The sequence below is a fragment of the Chitinimonas violaceus genome, from assembly GCF_052601015.1.
In genome coordinates this window covers 68,386-87,743 of the sequence record NZ_JBQXDJ010000014.1, presented here as the reverse complement: position 1 = coordinate 87,743, position 19,358 = coordinate 68,386, and the positions used below count along the sequence as shown (strand labels likewise).

At 56.3% G+C, this 19,358-nt stretch carries 15 protein-coding genes; 7 read left to right on the top strand and 8 right to left on the bottom strand.

What is annotated here, in order from left to right; genetic code table 11:
• Positions 1–182: 182 nt before the first annotated feature.
• On the bottom strand, positions 183–527 hold the full coding sequence (locus ACUHMQ_RS07315; protein ID WP_445294798.1) for a hypothetical protein: 345 nt from the start codon (positions 525–527) through the stop codon (positions 183–185).
• A 24-nt stretch (positions 528–551) separates the two neighbouring features.
• A complete protein-coding gene (gene corA / locus ACUHMQ_RS07310; protein WP_445294797.1) occupies positions 552–1,523 on the bottom strand; it encodes a magnesium/cobalt transporter CorA in 972 nt (323 codons plus the stop codon).
• 411 nt (positions 1,524–1,934) lie between these two features.
• Here corA and ACUHMQ_RS07305 point away from each other — a divergent pair, with 411 nt between their 5' ends.
• The 6 genes from ACUHMQ_RS07305 (at position 1,935) to rbsD (ending at position 8,094) form a co-directional block, all read left to right on the top strand.
• Entirely contained in the window at positions 1,935–2,891 is a 957-nt protein-coding gene (locus ACUHMQ_RS07305; protein WP_445294796.1) for a sugar ABC transporter substrate-binding protein, read from the top strand.
• Positions 2,892–3,088: 197 nt separating this feature from the next.
• Positions 3,089–4,630, top strand: coding sequence for a sugar ABC transporter ATP-binding protein (locus ACUHMQ_RS07300; protein WP_445294795.1), 1,542 nt, complete (start codon positions 3,089–3,091; stop codon positions 4,628–4,630).
• A 21-nt stretch (positions 4,631–4,651) separates the two neighbouring features.
• Positions 4,652–5,653 (top strand): ABC transporter permease, encoded by a 1,002-nt coding sequence (locus ACUHMQ_RS07295; RefSeq protein ID WP_445294794.1) that lies wholly within the window; start codon positions 4,652–4,654, stop codon positions 5,651–5,653.
• A 19-nt stretch (positions 5,654–5,672) separates the two neighbouring features.
• On the top strand, positions 5,673–6,701 hold the full coding sequence (locus tag ACUHMQ_RS07290) for a LacI family DNA-binding transcriptional regulator (RefSeq protein ID WP_445294793.1): 1,029 nt from the start codon (positions 5,673–5,675) through the stop codon (positions 6,699–6,701).
• A 39-nt stretch (positions 6,702–6,740) separates the two neighbouring features.
• Positions 6,741–7,664, top strand: coding sequence for a ribokinase (gene rbsK / locus ACUHMQ_RS07285; protein WP_445294792.1), 924 nt, complete (start codon positions 6,741–6,743; stop codon positions 7,662–7,664).
• Between the two features lie 34 nt (positions 7,665–7,698).
• Positions 7,699–8,094 (top strand): D-ribose pyranase, encoded by a 396-nt coding sequence (gene rbsD / locus ACUHMQ_RS07280; RefSeq protein WP_445294791.1) that lies wholly within the window; start codon positions 7,699–7,701, stop codon positions 8,092–8,094.
• 240 nt (positions 8,095–8,334) lie between these two features.
• On the opposite strand, the gene ACUHMQ_RS07275 is transcribed toward rbsD, so the two are convergent.
• The gene (locus ACUHMQ_RS07275; RefSeq protein ID WP_445294790.1) at positions 8,335–8,637 is read right to left on the bottom strand and encodes a putative quinol monooxygenase; all 303 of its coding nucleotides are present in this window, start codon (positions 8,635–8,637) and stop codon (positions 8,335–8,337) included.
• 102 nt (positions 8,638–8,739) lie between these two features.
• Here ACUHMQ_RS07275 and ACUHMQ_RS07270 point away from each other — a divergent pair, with 102 nt between their 5' ends.
• A complete protein-coding gene (locus tag ACUHMQ_RS07270; protein WP_445294789.1) occupies positions 8,740–9,747 on the top strand; it encodes a GlxA family transcriptional regulator in 1,008 nt (335 codons plus the stop codon).
• A 46-nt stretch (positions 9,748–9,793) separates the two neighbouring features.
• Here the strand turns inward: ACUHMQ_RS07270 and ACUHMQ_RS07265 are convergent, their stop codons facing one another.
• From ACUHMQ_RS07265 to ACUHMQ_RS07245, 5 genes are all read right to left on the bottom strand, one after another.
• Positions 9,794–10,267 (bottom strand): RES family NAD+ phosphorylase, encoded by a 474-nt coding sequence (locus ACUHMQ_RS07265; RefSeq protein WP_445294788.1) that lies wholly within the window; start codon positions 10,265–10,267, stop codon positions 9,794–9,796.
• Positions 10,268–10,717: an Xre family toxin-antitoxin system antitoxin gene (locus ACUHMQ_RS07260; protein ID WP_445294787.1), complete on the bottom strand. Its 450-nt coding sequence runs from the start codon at positions 10,715–10,717 to the stop codon at positions 10,268–10,270.
• A gap of 248 nt (positions 10,718–10,965) precedes the next feature.
• A complete protein-coding gene (locus tag ACUHMQ_RS07255) occupies positions 10,966–13,587 on the bottom strand; it encodes an ExeM/NucH family extracellular endonuclease (protein ID WP_445294786.1) in 2,622 nt (873 codons plus the stop codon).
• A 291-nt stretch (positions 13,588–13,878) separates the two neighbouring features.
• Positions 13,879–15,333, bottom strand: a complete 1,455-nt coding sequence (locus tag ACUHMQ_RS07250; RefSeq protein WP_445294785.1) for a 3'-5' exonuclease family protein — start codon at positions 15,331–15,333, stop codon at positions 13,879–13,881.
• Positions 15,334–15,372: 39 nt separating this feature from the next.
• Positions 15,373–19,299 carry a translocation/assembly module TamB domain-containing protein gene (locus tag ACUHMQ_RS07245; RefSeq protein WP_445294784.1) on the bottom strand — a complete coding sequence of 1,309 codons (3,927 nt, stop codon included), beginning with the start codon at positions 19,297–19,299 and terminating at the stop codon, positions 15,373–15,375.
• Between the last annotated feature and the right edge of the window lie 59 nt (positions 19,300–19,358).

Here is a 19,358-nt window from a genome sequence, read left to right as displayed (position 1 = left end):
TTCAAGCTTGAATGCTTGAGCGTCAAGACGCAGAAGAACCCATTCGCGCTTTGCCGCAAGTTACTGATCAACGCCTCCCGCGCGGCTTATGATCAGCTACAGCTGCTTCTCGCGGCTGCTGCGTAACTTCAGTAAGTAAACAACCTTAACCAAACCTGGGGGGCGTCTTGCCCCCTGCCCCATCACTTTGCCAGCGCAGCAACACCACGATCGACAGCAAGCAGACATTTATCGAGCGGGATGGTTGTGTCAGTACCCCCGGCTTTGGTAAAGCACTTACATGTGGTGCGCTTCGCATTAGCCGCGCAGCCTGTCAGGTTGCGTAACCGTTTCTTGTCGATTTTTGCAGCCTCCTGCTGCTTTTGTTTTTCCTGGTCGGGAAAAATAAGTGACCAACCCTCCTTGACGCTTTCCTGGACCTTATCAACGACCCCCTTCTCTTCTGGCGGCGGTGCCTTATCTGCAGCGAGACAATGCAATGAAAATCCAATGGCTACTAAAAGCGCAATGGGGAGTTTTCTGGTCATTGGCTACCTTTCAATTACTTGTTTCTACAGCCAACCGGCACACCTGAATCGCCACCATAAGGCAAAGTCCAGGATCCCCATGAGGAACAACGTCAGCGGGTAACCCAGCGTCCATTTCAGTTCGGGCATGTTCTCAAAATTCATACCGTAGATGCCGGCGATCATCGTGGGCACCGCAAAAAGCGCGGCCCAGGCGGCCAACTTCTTGGTCACTGCCGATTCGTTCAGGGAGATCATCGACAGATTGACCTGGATGGCGGTGCTCAGGATGTCGCGAAGCCCATCTATGGTTCTGCTGATGCGCTCCAGATGATCGAAGATATCCCGATAGTACTCCTGCAGGTCCAGGCACACCTGGGGCACCCGCCCGCCATAGAGCCGTGAAACCGCTTCGAGCAAGGGAGTTACGCTATGTTGCACCAGCATAAGTTTACGCTTCAGGCCGTACATTTCCTCAATGCTGGCGCGTGTGGTGGTACCGCCTGAAAAAATCTTGGCTTCGACTTGTTCCAACTCGATTTCCAGCGTCTGAATAATGGGGATGTAACGGTCAATCACCGCGTCCATCAATGCATACAGCACAAAGCCGGCCCCAAATTTCAGCAAGTGTGGCTCACGCTCGCACCGTTCACGCACATTCAAGAAGTTGATACCGGAATGGCTGCGCACCGATAACACATAGTTCGGCCCGACAAAGACCCCTACTTCGCCTATGTTGATTTTGCCTGCATCGTCCATTTCGAGCAGGTGAAGCACGACAAACAAAGTGTCGCCATATTCTTCGATCTTGGGCAGCTGGTGGCCTTTGGTGACATCCTCAACTGCCAATTCGTGCAAGCCGAACTCTTTGCGCATCTCCTCCAGCTCTTCTGCGGATGGATCGCGCAATGCAACCCAAACGAAGCAGCCGGGTTGCTGGACATACTCGCTGATGTCCGTATGGGGAATATCAGCCAGCTTTTTGCCGTTTTGGTATGCAACACAGTTGATCAGCAAGTTGGCCTCTTCCTGCTTGACGGATTATTAGGTGGTCAGAGGGAAACGTAGTTCAATCCAGCGGACTACACCCGTAATACCCTCTGGGGCGTGTGAGTCTGAACCCTAGGTAATACCGTGTAGTTATGTCCGTTTTTACCCTTTGTATCCCATTATCAAAACATCTTGAGAGACATGCATTGATTGGGTTAAGAGTACTTTTCTGAATTTTAGTTTGCGCATTGAATAAAAACGCACAATCAAATCCTACGTTATCGTTGCCGCAGCGCAGCATTTATGCCGCTTGACAGGCTTTCCCCTGCTCGTTGAGACTAGCGCAAACGTTTGCGTAGTGGGTTGTTTCTCGCTACATTTCCCCTCTCGGCTGCCACGGCAATACCCACACCCTCGATTTGCATGAAGGAGATTTGAATGTTCCCCCGTCGTCACACACTGAAGCTGCTTGCCGCGGCCCTGACCTTTGGTGCATTGCCATTGCAGCACGCCCTTGCGGCCAATGCAGCGCCTGAAAACAAGCCCAAGGTTGCCTTGGTGATGAAGTCACTCGCAAACGAATTCTTCCGCACGATGGAGGATGGCGCCAAGGCGCATCAGAAACAACACGCCACTTATGACCTGGTGGCGAATGGCATCAAGGATGAAACCGATACAGCCGGGCAGATCAAGATCGTTGAACAGATGGTTGCCCAACGGGTAAATGCGATTGTGATTGCCCCTGCCGATTCCAAAGCGTTGGTGCCGGCGATGAAGAGCGCCATCGAAAAAGGCATTCTGGTGGTGAATATCGATAACCAGTTTGACGTGGCGGCACTGAAGGAAAAAGGGCTGAGTATTCCATTTGTTGGCCCGGATAATCGTGCCGGTGCGCAATTGGTGGGCACGCATCTGGCCAAGCAACTGAAAGCAGGGGACAAAGTCGGCGTGATCGAGGGGGTATCCACCACATCCAATGCGCAGCAGCGGACGCTAGGATTCCAGGATGCCATGAAGGCTGCGGGTGTGCAGGTTGTTGCGGTGCAGTCCGGCCAATGGGAAATCGAAAAAGGCAACACCGTGGCATCGGCCATGTTGCGTGAATACCCTGACCTGAAAGCCTTGCTGTGCGGAAACGACAATATGGCGCTTGGTGCAGTTGCTGCCGTCAAGTCAGCAGGTAAAACGGACAAAGTGAAGATCGTCGGTTACGACAATATTTCTGCGATCAAACCCATGTTGACCGCCGGGAAAATAGATGCCACAGCGGATCAGTATGCGGCCAAACAAGCGGTTTTCGGTATTGAGACAGCGCTGAAGGCATTGGCCGAGAAGACGCCGCAGAAAGCCTTGCCTGTTCAAGTCAAGACCCCGGTGCAACTGGTAACCAAGTAATCAGCAACAAGCATCTGTGCATAGCCTGAGATGCATGTTCTCAGGGCTGTGCGCAGGGCGGCCGTGAGTCATCAAGAATCCGTTCACGATCGGTCGCGAGCAGCTGTCAGCAGGGCGCAGAGCAGCGTATAAGCCCTGATCACAGCTGCACAGTACGATCGAGAATAGGTTCTTATTTCCCCTCACTGGATGTAGTCATGACGTCCCCTACCCCTTTGTTAAGCGTTGCCGGCATTTCCAAACATTACGCAACGCCGGTGCTGAGCGACATTACGCTTGACCTTCATGCTGGCGAGGTGCTGGCACTGACAGGAGAGAATGGTGCCGGAAAAAGCACCCTCTCCAAAATTATCTGTGGGTTGGTACAGCCGACCACCGGTGAGCTGACATTGTCAGGGCAATCCTTTCAGCCTGCTTCCCGTAGCCACGCCGAGCGACTGGGCGTACGCATGGTGATGCAGGAGTTGAGTCTGATACCCACGCTGAGCGTGGCGGAAAACCTGCTGCTGGATAAGTTGCCCCACCGCTTCGGCATGATTGATCAACGTGCTTTGCATGAGCAGGCTAGGCGTCAAATGGCGGCTATTGGCCTGGACGATATCGACCCAGGAGCGCTTGTCGGTTCCTTGGGGATTGGGCACCAGCAGATGGTAGAAATTGCCCGGAATCTGGTTGGTGATTGCAAACTGCTGATTCTGGATGAGCCCACTGCCATGCTGACGGATCGCGAAATCGCGCATCTGTTCGAGCAAATAGCCCGGCTGAAGGCGAGTGGCGTAGGCATTATCTATATCTCCCATCGCTTGGATGAACTGCAGCGGATTGCCGATCGTGTTGCTGTGTTGCGTGACGGTCGTCTGGTGGATGTGCGCCCCATGGCGGGGGTGTTGCAGGACGAGTTGGTACAGCGGATGGTGGGCCGCGCGGTAGACGAAGGGGCGACGCGCCCACGCCGTACCGCCGGGGCGATGCGCTTACGTGCCCACGGTCTGCGCAGAGGAACGCAGGTATGTGATGTGGACCTGAGCTTGCATGCTGGCGAAATCATGGGTTTGGCGGGTCTTGTGGGGGCTGGCCGTACCGAGCTGTTGCGTTTGCTGTTCGGAGCCGATCGCAAGGATGGTGGCCATTTGTTCCTTGATCAGGCGGCACAGCCAGTTGCTATAGATTCGCCGATGTCGGCTATACGCCATGGTATCGGCCTGGTGACGGAGGATCGCAAAGCGCAGGGACTGCTGCTGAACCAGTCGATCCGCGTCAATACCACGCTTGCCAATCTCGCTGCCGTCAACCGCCGTGGCTGGCTTAACAAGGTAGCCGAGCATAGCGTGACAAAACGCCTCGCCGACATGCTTCGGGTGAAGTGCGGCTCGGTCGAGCAGGCGGTGGGTGAGTTATCGGGCGGCAATCAGCAAAAGGTGGTGTTCGCCCGTTGGCTGCACCGGGACTGCAATGTGTTGTTGTTGGATGAGCCCACTCGCGGCGTCGACATTGGCGCACGGGCTGATCTGTATCAGGAGCTCGACCGTCTGGCTGCAGCCGGTAAAGCCATGCTGATGGTATCGAGCGACCTACGCGAATTGATGACTGTCTGCGATCGCATCGGCGTAATGAGCGCTGGGCGATTGGTGGGCATATTCGAGCGTGGCGAGTGGTCCGAACAGATTCTGCTGGAGGCTTGCTTCAGCGGCTATGCGAATCTCGCGAATTCGCCCTACACCACGACAACATCTCACTAAAAAGTTCTTTCGAAGGTTCCCATGCAATCCTCTCAAACAATATCTGCTGCACCGGTCAGCGACTCCCCCAAGGCTACCCGGTTGCGTCATGCATTGGGCGGTTATATCGGGTTGATTGCCACCTTGGCGGCAATGATTCTGCTCTTTGGTTCAATCAGCCAATACTTCCTCACAGCAGAAACCTTTATCACCATCGCGAACGATATCCCTGCCCTGGCGATCATGGCGGTGGGCATGACCTTTGTGCTGGTCATTGCGGGTATCGACCTTTCCGTCGGTTCGGTGATGGCACTCGGCGCAGCTGTCACCGCTATCGCGCTACAACAGTGGCAATGGGGCATCTGGCCCGCTGCCATGCTTGGCCTCTTGGTCGGGCTGGGGTGCGGCTTGCTTACCGGTATGGTCTCGGTGGGCTGGCGTCTGCCCTCGTTCATTGTTTCGCTGGGCATGCTCGAAATTGCCCGTGGCAGCGCCTATATTGCGACAGATTCGCGCACCCAATACATCGGTAGCACCGTTGAATGGCTGAGTGCTCCGATTGCCGGCGGTATCTCCCCTGCTTTCATTCTGGCGATTCTGATTGTGATCGCCGGGCAGATCGTATTGTCCCGTACCGTGTTCGGTCGTTACATGATCGGCATCGGCACCAATGAGGAAGCCATGCGGCTGGCCGGTGTCGATCCGCGCCCGATCAAGGTGGCGGTATTTGCCTTGTTGGGCGTGTTGGCGGCATTGGCCGGCCTGATCCAGACCTCCCGCCTTGAGGCTGCCGACCCGAATATGGGGGTGGGTATGGAGCTTCAGGTAATTGCCGCGGTCGTGATTGGCGGTACCAGCCTCATGGGTGGCAGGGGTTCAGTCATTAACACTTTCTTTGGCGTGCTGATTATTGCTGTGCTGGAGGCGGGCTTGGCGCAAGTGGGTGCCAGTGAGCCGACGAAACGCATCATTACCGGCTGCGTTATTGTCGCCGCCGTTGTGTTGGACATGATGCGCGAGCGTCGCCGTAACCGTCAGGCATGATGCGCTACCGGAGTCTTGCATGGCCACGATGAAGGACGTAGCGCATCGCGCTGGGGTGTCGATCACAACTGTATCGCATCTGCTTAACGAGACACGCCCGGTCAGCGACGACGCACGGGCGCGTATCGAAGAGGCAATCCAGGCGCTGTCCTATGTACCCAGCGCTGTGGCCAGGAGTCTGAAGCACAATGTGACACACACGATAGGGATGATGATCCCGAACAGCTCCAACCCCTACTTTGCCGAAATTCTGCGTGTGATCGAGGCACGGTGTTTCGATGCGGGGTACAACGTCATCCTGTGCAACTCCGACGATAACCCGCATAAGCAAAGCGTCTACCTGCGTGTGCTCACAGAGCGTCGTATCGACGGGCTGATTGTGGTTACCTCGGGTGAGGACGTAGGCCTGCACAGTTTGCTGGAGGAATTGCGTTTGCCACTGGTCTTGGTGGACCGTGAGCTGGAAAGCGTCCAGTACGATCTGGTCGAGGTGAATCATGTGCAAGGCGGTTATCTGGCGACCCAGCATCTTTTGTCGCTTGGCCATCGCAACATTGCCTGCATTGGTGGGCCTGCGGAGCTCTCCCCCAGCGACCAGCGTATTGCGGGCTGGCGCCTGGCAATGGGGGAAGCCGGTCTGACGCCGCCCATTGATGCACTGTGGCGTGGGGATTTCACCAGCCGGGGCGGTTACGAGGCCATGAGTGCTTTACTGATGCAACCGCAACGCCCCAGCGCCGTCTTTGCTTGCAATGACCTGATGGCGATTGGAGCAATGTGCGCCGCCTACGAGCTGGGCATCCGTGTTCCTGATCAGTTGTCCATCATCGGGTTCGATGGCATTGAGCTGACCTCTTTCAGCAGCCCGCCATTGACGACGGTAGTCCAGCCCAAGGAGGGCATCGGTGCAACAGCAGTGGCCATGCTGCTGGAGCGTATTCAGGGGCGTCGGGCCGAATTACGTTGTGTGATGTTGCAACCCGAATTGCGTGTTCGTAGTTCTACCGCGGTTTTCGACCCTGCTGTTGCCCTGCCACAGCATGGATGAGTCTTTTCCTTTAAAAATCAACCAATAATTGGATACCTCATGACTTCATTCAAATCATCCTCTCGCCGTCTGATTGTTGTTGGCAGCTTGAATATGGACCTGGTAATGCGGGTGCCGCGCGCGCCTGAAGCGGGCGAGACGCTGACCGGCTATGACTTCGTTACGCAACCGGGTGGCAAGGGGGCGAATCAGGCGGTGGCTTGTGCACGTCTGGGCGGCAATGTGGCCATGATCGGCCGTGTGGGTGACGACGCATTCGGCTGCGCCATGCGGGCAAGTCTGGTAGCAGAAGGCATTGCGGATAAAACGGTTGGGGTTGATGCCGAAACCGCCAGTGGTGTGGCTATGATCACTGTGGACGATGCCGCGCAGAACCGTATTTCCCTTGCATTGGGGGCCAACACCAAGCTTGCGGCAGAACACCTGGATGCAGCTGCGGGATTGCTGGATGGCGCCGCCATGCTGGTCTTACAGTTGGAAGTACCGGTTGCCACGGTACTGCATGCAGCCAAGCTGGCAAAGGAGTACCGCTGCCCTGTTTTGCTCAACCCCGCACCAGCAGCGGCTTTACCGGACGAAATCTGGCCATTGATCGACTACCTCGTACCAAATGAATCCGAAGCTGCTTTGTTGACTGGCAAGCCGGTTACCGATGTGCCAACAGCGGCGGTTGCGGCTGAGGCGCTGTTGGCGAAAGGCGTAAAGCATGTGCTGATCACCTTGGGTTCAAAAGGGGTATTCGTCGCTACCGACAAATTCAGCCAGCATCTGCCTGCTTTCCCCGTAGAGGCCGTGGATACCACGGGAGCCGGCGATACTTTTATTGGCGGCTTCAGCGTTGGGCTGGCTGAGGGTAAGTCTTTGCAGGATGCGGCCAGGTTAGGCCAACGGGCGGCCGCACTGGGGGTGACGCGGCATGGCGCACAATCGTCGATTCCTCGACGGGTTGAGCTGAGCACCTGAAGTGATTTGTAGAAAAAGTAGAAGAAAGCAGTAAATGAAAAAAACGCAGTTGCTGCATCCGGAGTTGTCGGATGTGATCGCCCGCATGGGGCACGGGGAGATGCTGGTTATTGCCGATGCAGGTTTGCCTATTCCAGACGGTCCACGTCGTATCGACCTTGCTGTCACACCTGGGTTGCCCAGTTTTGATGCGGTACTGGCGGCGGTGTTGAGTGAGTTACAGGTTGAGTGCGCCGTGTTGGCCAGCGATCTGCATGTCTGCAACCCGGCCGTTGCCCAGCAGTTGGCGATTCGTCTGGAGGGGGTTGAACAGCGGTCGATCAGCCATGAGCAATTCAAGGCGATGACAAGTAGTGCACGCGCCATTGTGCGGACTGGTGAGTGTTCGCCGTATGCGAATGTGATCTTGCGGGCAGGTGTCGTTTTCTAAACGATCTTACTGCGCAGCCGTGATCAGGGCTCATGTGCTGCTCGAAGTCCTCATGTACCTAAGTACATTCCGGCTTCTGCGCTGCACTTCACCCTGCTGACGGCTGCTCGCGACAGATCGTGAATAGATTCTGAGCGCGGCTAGTAAAGACCTGCGAAGCGGTTTCTGCTTAGAGTAAGCATATATGAGAATGAAATAGGGCTCAGCAAGCTGAGCCCTATTTCATTGGGTTGTCGACGCTTAAGCTGGTAGTTTTGCAGCCAGTACATCCACTTTCTCAATGCTCGGCGGTGTTGCCAACAATTCGTCCGCACGGGCCATCAATGCTGCAGCGATCTTGCCGTTCAGGTGCGCTTGCCGGCCATTTTCATTATCAAACGCATCAAAAATGCCGAAGGTTGTCGGGCCGAAACGCAGTGCGAACCAGACGGGTGTTTCCGATTCCGCGTTCGCCAATGGCAAACCGCTCTCCAGAAAATCCTTCAGTGCGTTTTCCTTACCAGATTTGGCTTCCAGGCGTACGAACAAGGCTAGTTTGGTCATGGTTTTTCTCGCTTACTGATGTTGTTAAGGGAGACCGAATCATAGGGGAACGTACGATCATTGGGATTTGGCGAAATTGCCAATAATGCTATCATTCTTGCCATGAATATTTATGTCCTGGTACTGAATGACGTATTCGACACGGGCCTGTCCACGTTGCTCGATACCTTCACAACAGCCAACGAGTTGTCCGAATCCACGGCTATGCTGCCCTTGCGGGCAACTGTTACCGTCGCGGGTGTTCGCAGACGCGTGCAGACAGCGCAAGGTCTACTGGTGCCTGTGGTGGCAGGACGGTCCCTGCCCCGCCCGGACATTGTGGTGGTGCCAGCATTGGGTTTTAAGACGCCACCTGCTTTGCGGGCAGCGTTAAGCCGGCCGGATATTGCCGAGGCGGGCCAACTATTGCGGGATTGGGCCGCACAAGGGGCGGTAGTTGCCGGTGCGTGTACCGCCACATTTATCCTGGCAGGTGCGCAACTGTTGGATGACCAGCCTGCGACAACCAGTTGGTGGCTGGCGCCATTATTTCGGGAGTTATATCCACGGGTGCATCTGGATGAATCCCGAATGTTGGCCGAATCAAAAGGCGTGGTTACTGCTGGTGCGGCATTGGCGCATCTGGACTTGGCTTTATGGCTGATACGCCGTTCCAGCCCTGCCCTGGCGACGCTGGCTGCCCGTTATCTGGTGATGGACCCACGTCCTTCGCAGGCGGCCTTTGTGATTCCCGACCACTTGGCACACTCCGACCCGGTGGTGGAGCGGTTTGAGCATTGGGCCCGCCACAATCTGGCGCAGGGCTTTTCTTTGAAAGCCGCTGCACTGGCAGTTGGCGCCAGCGAACGCACTTTGGCGCGGCGACTTCAGACAGTATTGGGAAAGTCACCCCTGTCTTATTTCCAGGATTTGCGCGTGGAGCGGGCGGTACATCTATTGCAGACCACGAACGCAAGTGTTGAACAGATCGCGGAAAAAGTGGGCTATGCAGATGGCGTTACGCTGCGGACCTTGCTAAGGCGGAAGATCGGCCGAGGGGCGCGGGAACTGCGCCAGCTTGATACTTGGCAGGCGAAGGGGGAAATAAATGAGGGCGAACCAGGTCAGTGAAGAGGGATCTGTTTAATGTTACCCGAGCAAGCTCCCCCTGCCCTGTTCAGCTTATCTGGCTCTTCCCATACAAACGCGCATCGAACGTGAAGGGTCGCATTTGGGCAACAGTGACTTGTGCAAAGCCTGGGTGGCGCGGATTAAGGACAATATTACGTGCCTCAGGCACCAGGATGGATGGCAGTACAAGCCCAAGATGGGCGGCAGATAACAAAAACTGCTCACCACACTCCATGCTGGCGGGGCCTGGCGGTAGGCTGTCCCAGCCAGCGGGAAGATCAGATTCGCCGAGGTGGGTGTATAGCGTTGGTTCGTCAGGCAGCGTCAGCGTAACCAGGACACGTTGTTGCTTATCGTGGTTGCCCAGGTGCGCAAATGTTTCCAGCGCTGCAGTTGCAGGGTTGAGCGCTACGTAAACGGCCGGTGTGCCGACAGGGTTCCAACGGCCACCATAGATAGCCGCACCGCTGCCGCTGAGGTCGTGGGCATAGCGTGCATCACAAATCCGCCAAGCCTGCATTTATAGCGCGCCGCCATAACGAATATTCCCTAGCACGCGGCGCACCTGTTCGGCGCCAAGGGCGGTATCGAGCAGATCGATGGGGCGCTCGCCCCCAAGTGCAAAATTGGTTGCACCAAGCCAGTCGGCAGCGGCATCGCCTTCGCCTAGCGTGTCGCTGGCCAACGCGAAGATTTCGGCAAGCCTATCCACCCGCTCGGAAGTCGACTGGTCGAGCAGCTTATGTTCACGGATGAACTTACTCGCCGTGGAAGGCGGTAACCCTACCACCTTGAAGACGTCACTTTTCTGCAGCTTGAGCATGTCTGGAATCTCGGTCAGTACATCAGCGGGGAACCCAATGCGCATCTGGCTGATTCGAGCGGTTGGTGTGGTTTTGCTGTTGACCAATTGCCGAAACATACCTACGTGCGCCGGACGTTTTACTTGGGGCTGTAGCGAGCCTTTCATGGCAGCACCTCATGTCAGCTAATTGTAGCAATTATTTCGCTCATTCTAGCAGCGACTTACGTTGCTTACTAATTAATAATATGGCACTTGTGCATGCTGAAAAGCAGTCACCCCGTCGACATCATGACGGGGTGACACAAGCTTTGGGCGGAAACCCTGAATCAGGTTCTACAGTGGGTGTGAATGACGCATCCTGTCACAAGCAGCCGTAAGCGGGTACGGCTGCACAATAAGATTGTGAACAGTTTCTAGCGTCGACCCAGACCGTCAAATGTGTCGATATTGAACACATCCCACTCGGCGCTCACATCCCAACTGGCTGGCGCTGCCACAGGGATACTGCCTTTGACGATGCCGGTCTTGCGACGCAGTGTCTTATTGGCAGTGCTGTGGGTACCGGTCTTCCATTCGGTACCAGGGTCAAAGCCCACTTGGCCAATGGCGTCGATAACCCGGCCTGCTTTTTCCAGGACAACCGCATCGTTGCCATTGAAATTGGTCACATTGGTGATCTGGCTACCGGGAATGTTGCCGAGCCGGAAACCTGAATGCACCAACACCAGGGTTTGCCCTGCTGCCAATGTGCCGGTCAATGGGTAAACCGGTGAAGCGCTGGTCGAGCCGTTGGAGTACAGCTTCACCGAGTAGGCGGACAGATCAACGACGGCACCGGTCGGGTTATAGATTTCCAGCGCCTTATTGTTGCTGCTGCCTTCCAGGTATTCGCTGAAGAACAGTTCCGGTATAACAGCGGGCGGCGTGCCATTGGTGATCTGGACAGCGCCTGTCCGTTCGGCGCTCTGGCCATTGGCATTGGTCAGACGCAGGCGGATTGTGTAGCTGCCAGCAGTACTGTAGGCATGCATTGCTTCCTTGGTTGCCAATGGCAATGTCTCCTGCACACCATCACCCCAGTCCACGCTCAAATTGGTGCCATCAGCGGCGGCGATATTGCCGATGCCAACACTGTTGCCGACTGCGCCGCCTGTGGGCAGGGTAGCGTTAAGCGTCGGCGCATGGACAACAACATCGGGCGCAAGGTTCAAGCCCACCAGTACCGGATCATGGTCGGAAGACCGATAAGGTGAAACCGCATAGCGGTCATCTGTCTTGAACTCGGTGTTGTAGTCGAATGCCGCAGGCTCCTCAGCGTTGACATGCCATACGCCCAGGCCGCTGACTTGCCGGCGCATGCTGGGGCTGGCAAAGCCATGGTCCAACGCACCGGTTTCACCAGAGAACACATAGGTGTAGCGTTCTGTAGCTGGCAGGCGTTTGAGCAGTGCTTCGAAACCGGCCGCTTCAAGCGCATGGATCGGGTCTTCGTTCAGATAGCTGTTGAAGTCGCCCACCATCAACACATCACTTTCACCGGAGCCCGTAACCAGCCCATTGACCCAGTTCTTCAAGACATTGGCCTGCTTGGTGCGCGATGCATTCCAGCAGCCCTGGCCGGTATCCCGGTCGGGGTTATTGGTGCCCGAGGGGCAGGACCCCTTGCTCTTGAGGTGGTTGACCACCATCCAGAAGCTGCCGTTGTTATCCAGTGCGGCGAAACGTTGTGCGATGGAAGGACGTAACCCTCCACCTACCGCGAAGTTAGGATCATTCAGTACTGCAGGGGTACCAACCGGTTTGACCTTGCTTGGCTTGTAGATCATGGCTACCGTGATCAGGTCCGTACCGGCCTTACCTGCGTCGATATAGGTATAGGTACCCGCCCCCATCTTGGCGTTCACCGCATTCACGAGGTCGGTCAAGGCAGTTGCGCCATTATTCTCGATCTCCATCAGGCCCAGGACATCTGCATTCAACCCGGTGATGGTCTCAACCAGTTTCGCCCGTTGACGGGTGAACTCTTCTGGTGTGTTGGCGCCACGTTCACCCAAAGTAGTGAAGTAGTTCAGTACGTTCAGACCACTGGCGCGCAAAGTACCGCCGACTGCTGGCGGTGTGGCGGACCGGGCATTGAGTTGATTGAAGACAGGTGTGGTAACCGGGTGTATACGGTAGCTCTCGGCTCCCCAGCTGATTACACCCTGCAGGCGCGTGACGACATCGCCAACACGGCGTGTACCACTGCTGTCAGGCGCTGACAGATATGGGATTGGTTTGGGGTTCTGAATATTGCGGCCGTCATCGAGAACGATCTTGGCGAGCTTGTTGCGCGCGGCAATTTCTTCAACTGTTGCGTCGTATGGGTGGTTGTATGCGCCGTAAAGCCGTCCGCCGGGCGATAACATCAGTTCGCCATACCGACCTAGTTGGTGGACGTCGGTTACGGTCAGGTCCTGGTGGAACTCGACCAACATTCCTTCAACGGGTTCCAGCTCATCGGCACGGGCCACTGGCAATTTGACCAGGCGTGGTGCAATCGTCGGCCCCTTACCGCAGATGCTGATGGCGCTGACTTCTGTCAGCTCGGTCAGGCTTTCTGTGGCGCTTGTACTGGTTTTGAATTCCACCACCTTGCCGCTGACTTGCACATAGTCGCCAACTTTCACATCCAAACCGCCCGGCGCATAGACGAACAGGCCTTCCGAAGTCTTCGGGTCGTTATCTGCCACGGCTTGCTGAATATAGAAACCTTTGAGCTGGTCCTCCGCCTGGAAATCAGCGGTTACCACACCGCGCACACTGACCAATTGGTCCACATAGGGGCTGGTACTACCTGGCCCCTGTACTGCGGTGATTTCACGCAGCGCGTTGGGCGCTGCGACACAGCTTGGTAGGCTCTCAGTGCTTGCAGACCTCGACATCGCTTGCGGTACGGACTTCTCCGCCCCTGGCGTTACATCGCCGCCATCATTACAACCGGCCAGACCAGCGAGCAGTGTGGCGCTGAGCAGACCATATTTTACGTTTTTCATTATTGCCTCCCTTTTTTGGCCCGCCACGCTAGGCGAAATGCGCCCAACAGGCAAGCAAGCGCTCGATACTAAAGGAGGTTAATGACAGGAGTGTTGCCAGTCTGCGACGTTGAGGTTACGTAGCGGCTGGGGCAATATCAAGGCGGCCTTAAACAGGCCTTAAGAACCGGTTTACGAACTTACTGCTCTGTCGCGATCAGGGCTGATGAGTTACTCGAAGCCATCATTTCCAGCCTCTGCGCTTACGCCCTACTGAGGGCTGCCTGCGACTGATTGTGAGCCGATATCGGGCTAATACTGGTTGTCGGTATCAGTTTCGATAGCCACAGGCAGCGAAACGATATGCAGCTGCTTGGGTTTGCCCGCCAGATACCGGCTCAGGATACTGTAGTGGTCCACATCAAAAGGGGCTTGTGGCGGTGCTGCCATAAGCTCTGCAAATTCGGCTTCGCTGCTCGCAGTGCCCAGGTATGCCCAATGTTCGAACAGGTGCCAATCGCTGGCGATGCTGGCATCGTCCTGCTCGCGTATAGCGATACGGCCGGCAAAAGGCCATGCTTGCAGCTTCGCTTTGGCCAGAATGGCCGAGAAACGGGCCTGATGAGTACGTAAGGGCTCTTTCCCTACACATGCACCCCGGCAGCGACCCATTTGCATGGCAAAGCACGGTGTACCGCTGCGCTTGCCGGGTTTCTCAAGGCCCAGTGCCCAGAGGCAAAGCTTGTTGGCATCCGCAATCTTTTTCAGGGTGTTGGTTGCTTCGCGCTGGCTGCCATACAAGCCATATAGATTGGGTTCGTGGCCAAACGCCACCTCATTGGCAAACACCAATACAGGCTTGGCGCTGCCGTCTTCATTGGGTTCAAAACGCCAGCTGCACAATGTATCGGTATGGTGCAAAGCCTGGTTATAGGCGGGCTTAAGCGTCTTGATCAACCGGGCTTCTGAGAGTTGCGCACCGAGCTCTCCTGCGGTGGAGATCCATTCGATGCGCCTTACTTCCTTGCCAAGGCGTATTTCCTTGTTAACCCGCAGGTCCGGTGCAAAGTGCGCCAGTACACGCTTCTTCAACGTGGTGCTTCTGCCCACAAACAGCGGCTGTGCATCGCCATCGTAGAATACATAGGTTCCATGCCCATCCGGCATAGTCTCGATCCATTCCGGGTCGATACCTGGGGGAAGATTGACTGGGCGATTGATGGCGTCGAGTGCGGCATCAAGTGCTTCGACTCCCCGTTCCTGCTTGAGTTTGACCAGGAACTGATAAATCAGCCTTGCATCGGTCAGCGCACGATGCCGGTCGCCGTCAATATGCAGGCCATTACGTGCAGCCACGACATCAAGATTGTGCTTGTATTCCCCAGGGAACATCTTCTTAGACAGCTTGACCGTACAAACGGTGCGAGCACGAAAGTCCAGACCTGCTCGTTTGAATTCGTTCTTCAGGAAGCCGTAATCGAAGCGGGCGTTATGTGCAACGAACACTTTACCCTGCAAGCGTTCCGATAATGTGGCCGCCAGACTGGCGAAGCTTGGGGCATCCGCCACCATGGCGTCATCAATGCCGGTAAGCGTGGTGATGAAGGGCGGGATGGGCGTGCCGGGGTTGATCAGCGTGCTCCATTCATGCACATGATCGCCATGCCATTCAACCACACCGATTTCTGTGATCCGGTCACGCTGGGCATTGGCCCCCGTGGTTTCGAGGTCGACGAAGACAATAGGTTGGTCAAACAGGGAAGGCATGGTTTCTATGCGCCTTGGAAGGCGGCGCGCATGAATAGGTTAATCGAACATCCAGGAATACAGCACATCGACGGCACTGGTCTCGCCGGCACTGAGCGCAACCGAAACGCGGCGGGTCAGCTGGTAGGTAAGCTTCACGGCTGAACCTACGCCATCCAGCCCTTGCTCATAGCTGAGATACGCTTTTTCAGAAAGTCGCTTGCCAAGGCTGATCACCCGGCCGGTCAGCGCACTGTCGGGGTCGGATGGGTCGGTGGACTTGGTATAGGTTTCGGAGCGGCCGATGCTGATGTCGTCCAGACCGAACGTAGTGGCAATCTGCTGGCGCAGGCTGACCGATTCCCCCGCAGTGAACAACGCGTCCGCTGCTGTCAGCAACAGATCTGCATCGCCTTGATTGCCGGTACCACCAGAACCGCGGCCCAGCACCAGCCAGCTCAGTTTCTCGCTGTCGGGCATCGGTTCTTCAGAGTTAGAGATCAGCGTTGCCCGTGGTGCGAGGGTCGTACCGGTGATTTGAACCCCTACTTCATGCGGCAGGTTTTTACGTATTGCCTCGATATCGAGTGCAGGATTGTCCAAGGGCCCTTGGAAGGTGATGATGCCGCGGGTGATAGCCAGATTCTGGCCATAGGCGGCATAGCGGCCTTCATTCACTTTCAGCGAGCCGCTGGCATTCAGTGGTTGGGTGGGACTGGCGGCCAGACGAACCGAGCCTGATACGCGCGCATCTACCCCCTGCCCTTTGAAGACGAATTTCTCACCGAGGTTGAGATCCAATCGCATGGTCAACAAGGTGGGCTTGGGTTGCCGCTTATCAGGGCTAGTCCGGCCTTTGACGATGACATCATCCCCCAGCTTTTGTACGCCCCCTTTGGGGAGTTCGATCAGACCTGAGTCAGCGGTCAATTTACCCGTCAACGTTAACGCTTCGCCTTGAATGCCAAGATTGGTTTCACCCGATACGATCAGGTTCCGGTCTGGCCGGCTTAGCACGCCGAATTTATTGAAGACGACAGCCAGCGTTCCCTCCGGCCCAGCATTACGCAGCGACATGCGTCCGGAAGCGGTGGCTTCACCCTTGCCAGCCTTGAGCGAGAAAGTCGAGAGTTGAACGCTGTCGCCTTCCAGCGTGGCTTCCAGTTTGCCTTCATGCCAATTCATCCCGGTATCGGGCATGCGCAAGGCAAAGTCATTGGCGGCAATTCGACCAAACAGCCGTGGCGCCCCGATTTCACCGCCGGCACGTAATTCAGCGGAAAGTCGCCCATCGACCTTGGCTGTGGGGCCTACCAAAGGCCCAAGCCAGCCAAGCGAGGGCATCTCGGCGGACAGCTGCCCTTCCAATGCAGCGCCGCGTGCGGGTCGCCAACCCGCTTCGGTTTTCTCGAAACGGCTTGAAAAAGCACCGGTGGCGCTGCCAAAGGCTGCCGACTTCAGATCCAACGCAATCCCAGCACGGTCGCCATTCAGGTTCAATTCAAACTTGGCGGCAGACAATGCTAGCGGCATCGGCTTTACAAATGGGTCGTCAACCGACAATGAAAGGTCCCCAGACTGGCGTTCTATCAACATATGGCCAGCCAGGCGCTCATCACCACTCAAATCGAAGTTAGCGGCCAGTACCAGGTCGGTAGTCAGGTGCGTCTGCAACTGGGGCAAGCGCTTCAGCCATTCCTTTACTGCGACATCCTGTACCTGCCCTTGTATTGCAAAACGGCCAGTTTGCCAAAAGGCGCGACGGATATTGATCTTGGCACCGACAGCTTGGGCGTCCAGTCCACTGATTTCGCCACCCGCCGCACTGAGCTGCACCTGAGTCGGACTGTTGAGCGTCAACGGCCAGTTACCCGTATTCTCAAGCTGGTCCAGCTTGCCACGCCAGGTATTGGCTTCCAAGGCGCCGGTGGCACTTAGCTTCAGATTGAATGCCTGCTCGGCTGCCGTGCCTTCCCCTGCCAAGCGGATACTATGCGCAGCCTGAGTACCATCGACATCAAGGTGCAACTTGGGGACAGTAAGGCTTGGGCCGGACAGGCTAGTGACGTCGAGCTTGAGACTTAATGGGCTATTGGCAGGGCTCTTTGGCGAGGCTTCGAATTTTGCATGAAGTGTTGCTGCATCCAGGGCGAAGTTACCGGGCAAGCGCAACTGGGTGGCCTGTGCATCCCCCTCCAGACTTGGGCGTTGCAATGTACCCGCCAGCACCAGCTTGGCATCGAGTTTGCCATTGAAGCCCGGGCCGAAATCGCCGACCTCGGGCAAGGAGAAATCCAGCGCAAGGCGATCAGCCGGGCGGCCAAATGCCCCGCTCGCATTCAACCGGTTCTTTCCCAGATTGATGGCGAGCAATATACCTTCCACATATTGCCCTCGCCATCCAGCACGCAACTGGCCATCAAGCGGCTGGCCATTGAGCTGGCTCGGCTGAAAGTCGAGTTGGACATCGGCCTGCATGGCGGCTGCCAGCTTGCCATGCGTACTTAACGCTGCATTGAGCATACCCGCTGGCAATGGTCGGCCTGCCAATGGGGTCAGGGACGCCGGGTCGAAGTTCGCCAGTTTGCCTTGCAGATCAAAACGCTGCTGGCCGGCCAACTCCACTTTGCCTGCCAGTTCCAACTGACCATTCTGATGTCTGATTAATATCTGCTTGGCATTCAACTGGCGTGCATCGCCCTTGCCTTCCAGTGTCGCGTCCAGATCTAAACCAAGATTGTTGTCACCAAGTGCCGCCACTACTTGGGGATTGGTCGGTGTACCGCTGAGGGTTAGCGTACCGGATACAGGCAAAGCAGGCCCACCCAGCGTGCTGGGATTGATTTGCTCAAGACTCGCCTGCAGGTTCAGCTTTTCCAGACTGGCATTGCCTGTCAGCGTCAGGCGGCCACCGGCCAGTTTGGACTGCAATTGCCGGATCTGCGCGTGCTGGGCATCCAGCAACAACTCGGCATCGAGGTTCTCCAGTGGTAGTCGGCCATCGGGTAAGTTGCCAGCCAGCGTATTGCGTACCGCGACCTTGGCATATACAGCCTGACCAGACGGCGTGGCTTGCAAGGTAACGTCCAGCGCAGTACGCGGCAGGCTTGGGAGCAGCGCCTGTAGGTTGAGCGCTTCGGTATGCAGCGTGCCTCGTTGAACAAGGGCCCAGGTGGAGTTGGCAAACGGGGCGACAAGCAGGTCGAAGTCTGCATGGAATGGCTGCTGCGCCGGTACTTTATTCAGGCGGCCTTCACCATTGCCACGCAATTGCAATGCTTCGAGGTTATTGCCCAGTTGCAGGTTCAGTTGCCATGGGGTATCGGGCATGGTGCCGAGCAGGTTGACTTTGCCGGCAAGCTTGAATGGTTTGATGCCATTCAGTTTGAGTTCTCCATCGCCTGCGAACCAGGGTGTCGAGGTGCGTAACAGTTGGAGTCTATGGTTCTGCCCATCACTGTTGGCGGTAAGTACTGTGTCCGACAGAATCAACTGATCGTTGACGACCAAACTTTCCAGGGTGCCCTGCTGCAATTGCAGCGCAACAGGCAACGCCAGTGAATCCGGAATACTGCTGGGTTCGTCGCTGGGTTGCGTATGTAACTGCATACGGCCTAGCGCGAGCTGATCGATCTGTACTTTGCTATCGAGTAAAAACGAGGGTTGCCAGGCAAGCTCCGCCCGGTCGAGTTTCAACTGCAGTTTGGCGGTTTTTACCTGAAGGTTATGTAAAACAAGTCGCTGCCAAAGTGAACCTTCCACCCGGTCTACATGCACCATCCCACCTGATAAGGGTTCGGCAATGCGAAACAGCAGACGGGTACCCTGCGGGCTGACCGCCAGCAGGATGACGACGGCCACAAGCGCGATAATACCGAGCAGAAACAGCTCTATCCAAAGAAGGCCAAACCGGAAACGCCGGCGTACCGGTTTACGCGCTTCTGGCGGCGCGGGTGGTGTATCCGGTGTGTCGGCGGGATCGTGCATACTCAGGCTCGGGTTACCTTGGGTTTTCTTTCAAGCTTGGTAGGGACTTGCAGCATGGT

Coding starts and splice junctions, on each gene's coding strand:
- ACUHMQ_RS07270 (WP_445294789.1), top strand. CDS start 8,740: ATGAATATTTATGTCCTGGTACTGAATGACGTATTCGACACGGGCCTG.
- ACUHMQ_RS07245 (WP_445294784.1), bottom strand. CDS start 19,299: ATGCACGATCCCGCCGACACACCGGATACACCACCCGCGCCGCCAGAA.
- ACUHMQ_RS07305 (WP_445294796.1), top strand. CDS start 1,935: ATGTTCCCCCGTCGTCACACACTGAAGCTGCTTGCCGCGGCCCTGACC.
- ACUHMQ_RS07260 (WP_445294787.1), bottom strand. CDS start 10,717: ATGAAAGGCTCGCTACAGCCCCAAGTAAAACGTCCGGCGCACGTAGGT.
- ACUHMQ_RS07300 (WP_445294795.1), top strand. CDS start 3,089: ATGACGTCCCCTACCCCTTTGTTAAGCGTTGCCGGCATTTCCAAACAT.
- rbsD (WP_445294791.1), top strand. CDS start 7,699: ATGAAAAAAACGCAGTTGCTGCATCCGGAGTTGTCGGATGTGATCGCC.
- ACUHMQ_RS07295 (WP_445294794.1), top strand. CDS start 4,652: ATGCAATCCTCTCAAACAATATCTGCTGCACCGGTCAGCGACTCCCCC.
- ACUHMQ_RS07315 (WP_445294798.1), bottom strand. CDS start 527: ATGACCAGAAAACTCCCCATTGCGCTTTTAGTAGCCATTGGATTTTCA.
- ACUHMQ_RS07250 (WP_445294785.1), bottom strand. CDS start 15,333: ATGCCTTCCCTGTTTGACCAACCTATTGTCTTCGTCGACCTCGAAACC.
- ACUHMQ_RS07265 (WP_445294788.1), bottom strand. CDS start 10,267: ATGCAGGCTTGGCGGATTTGTGATGCACGCTATGCCCACGACCTCAGC.
- ACUHMQ_RS07255 (WP_445294786.1), bottom strand. CDS start 13,587: ATGAAAAACGTAAAATATGGTCTGCTCAGCGCCACACTGCTCGCTGGT.
- ACUHMQ_RS07275 (WP_445294790.1), bottom strand. CDS start 8,637: ATGACCAAACTAGCCTTGTTCGTACGCCTGGAAGCCAAATCTGGTAAG.
- rbsK (WP_445294792.1), top strand. CDS start 6,741: ATGACTTCATTCAAATCATCCTCTCGCCGTCTGATTGTTGTTGGCAGC.
- ACUHMQ_RS07290 (WP_445294793.1), top strand. CDS start 5,673: ATGGCCACGATGAAGGACGTAGCGCATCGCGCTGGGGTGTCGATCACA.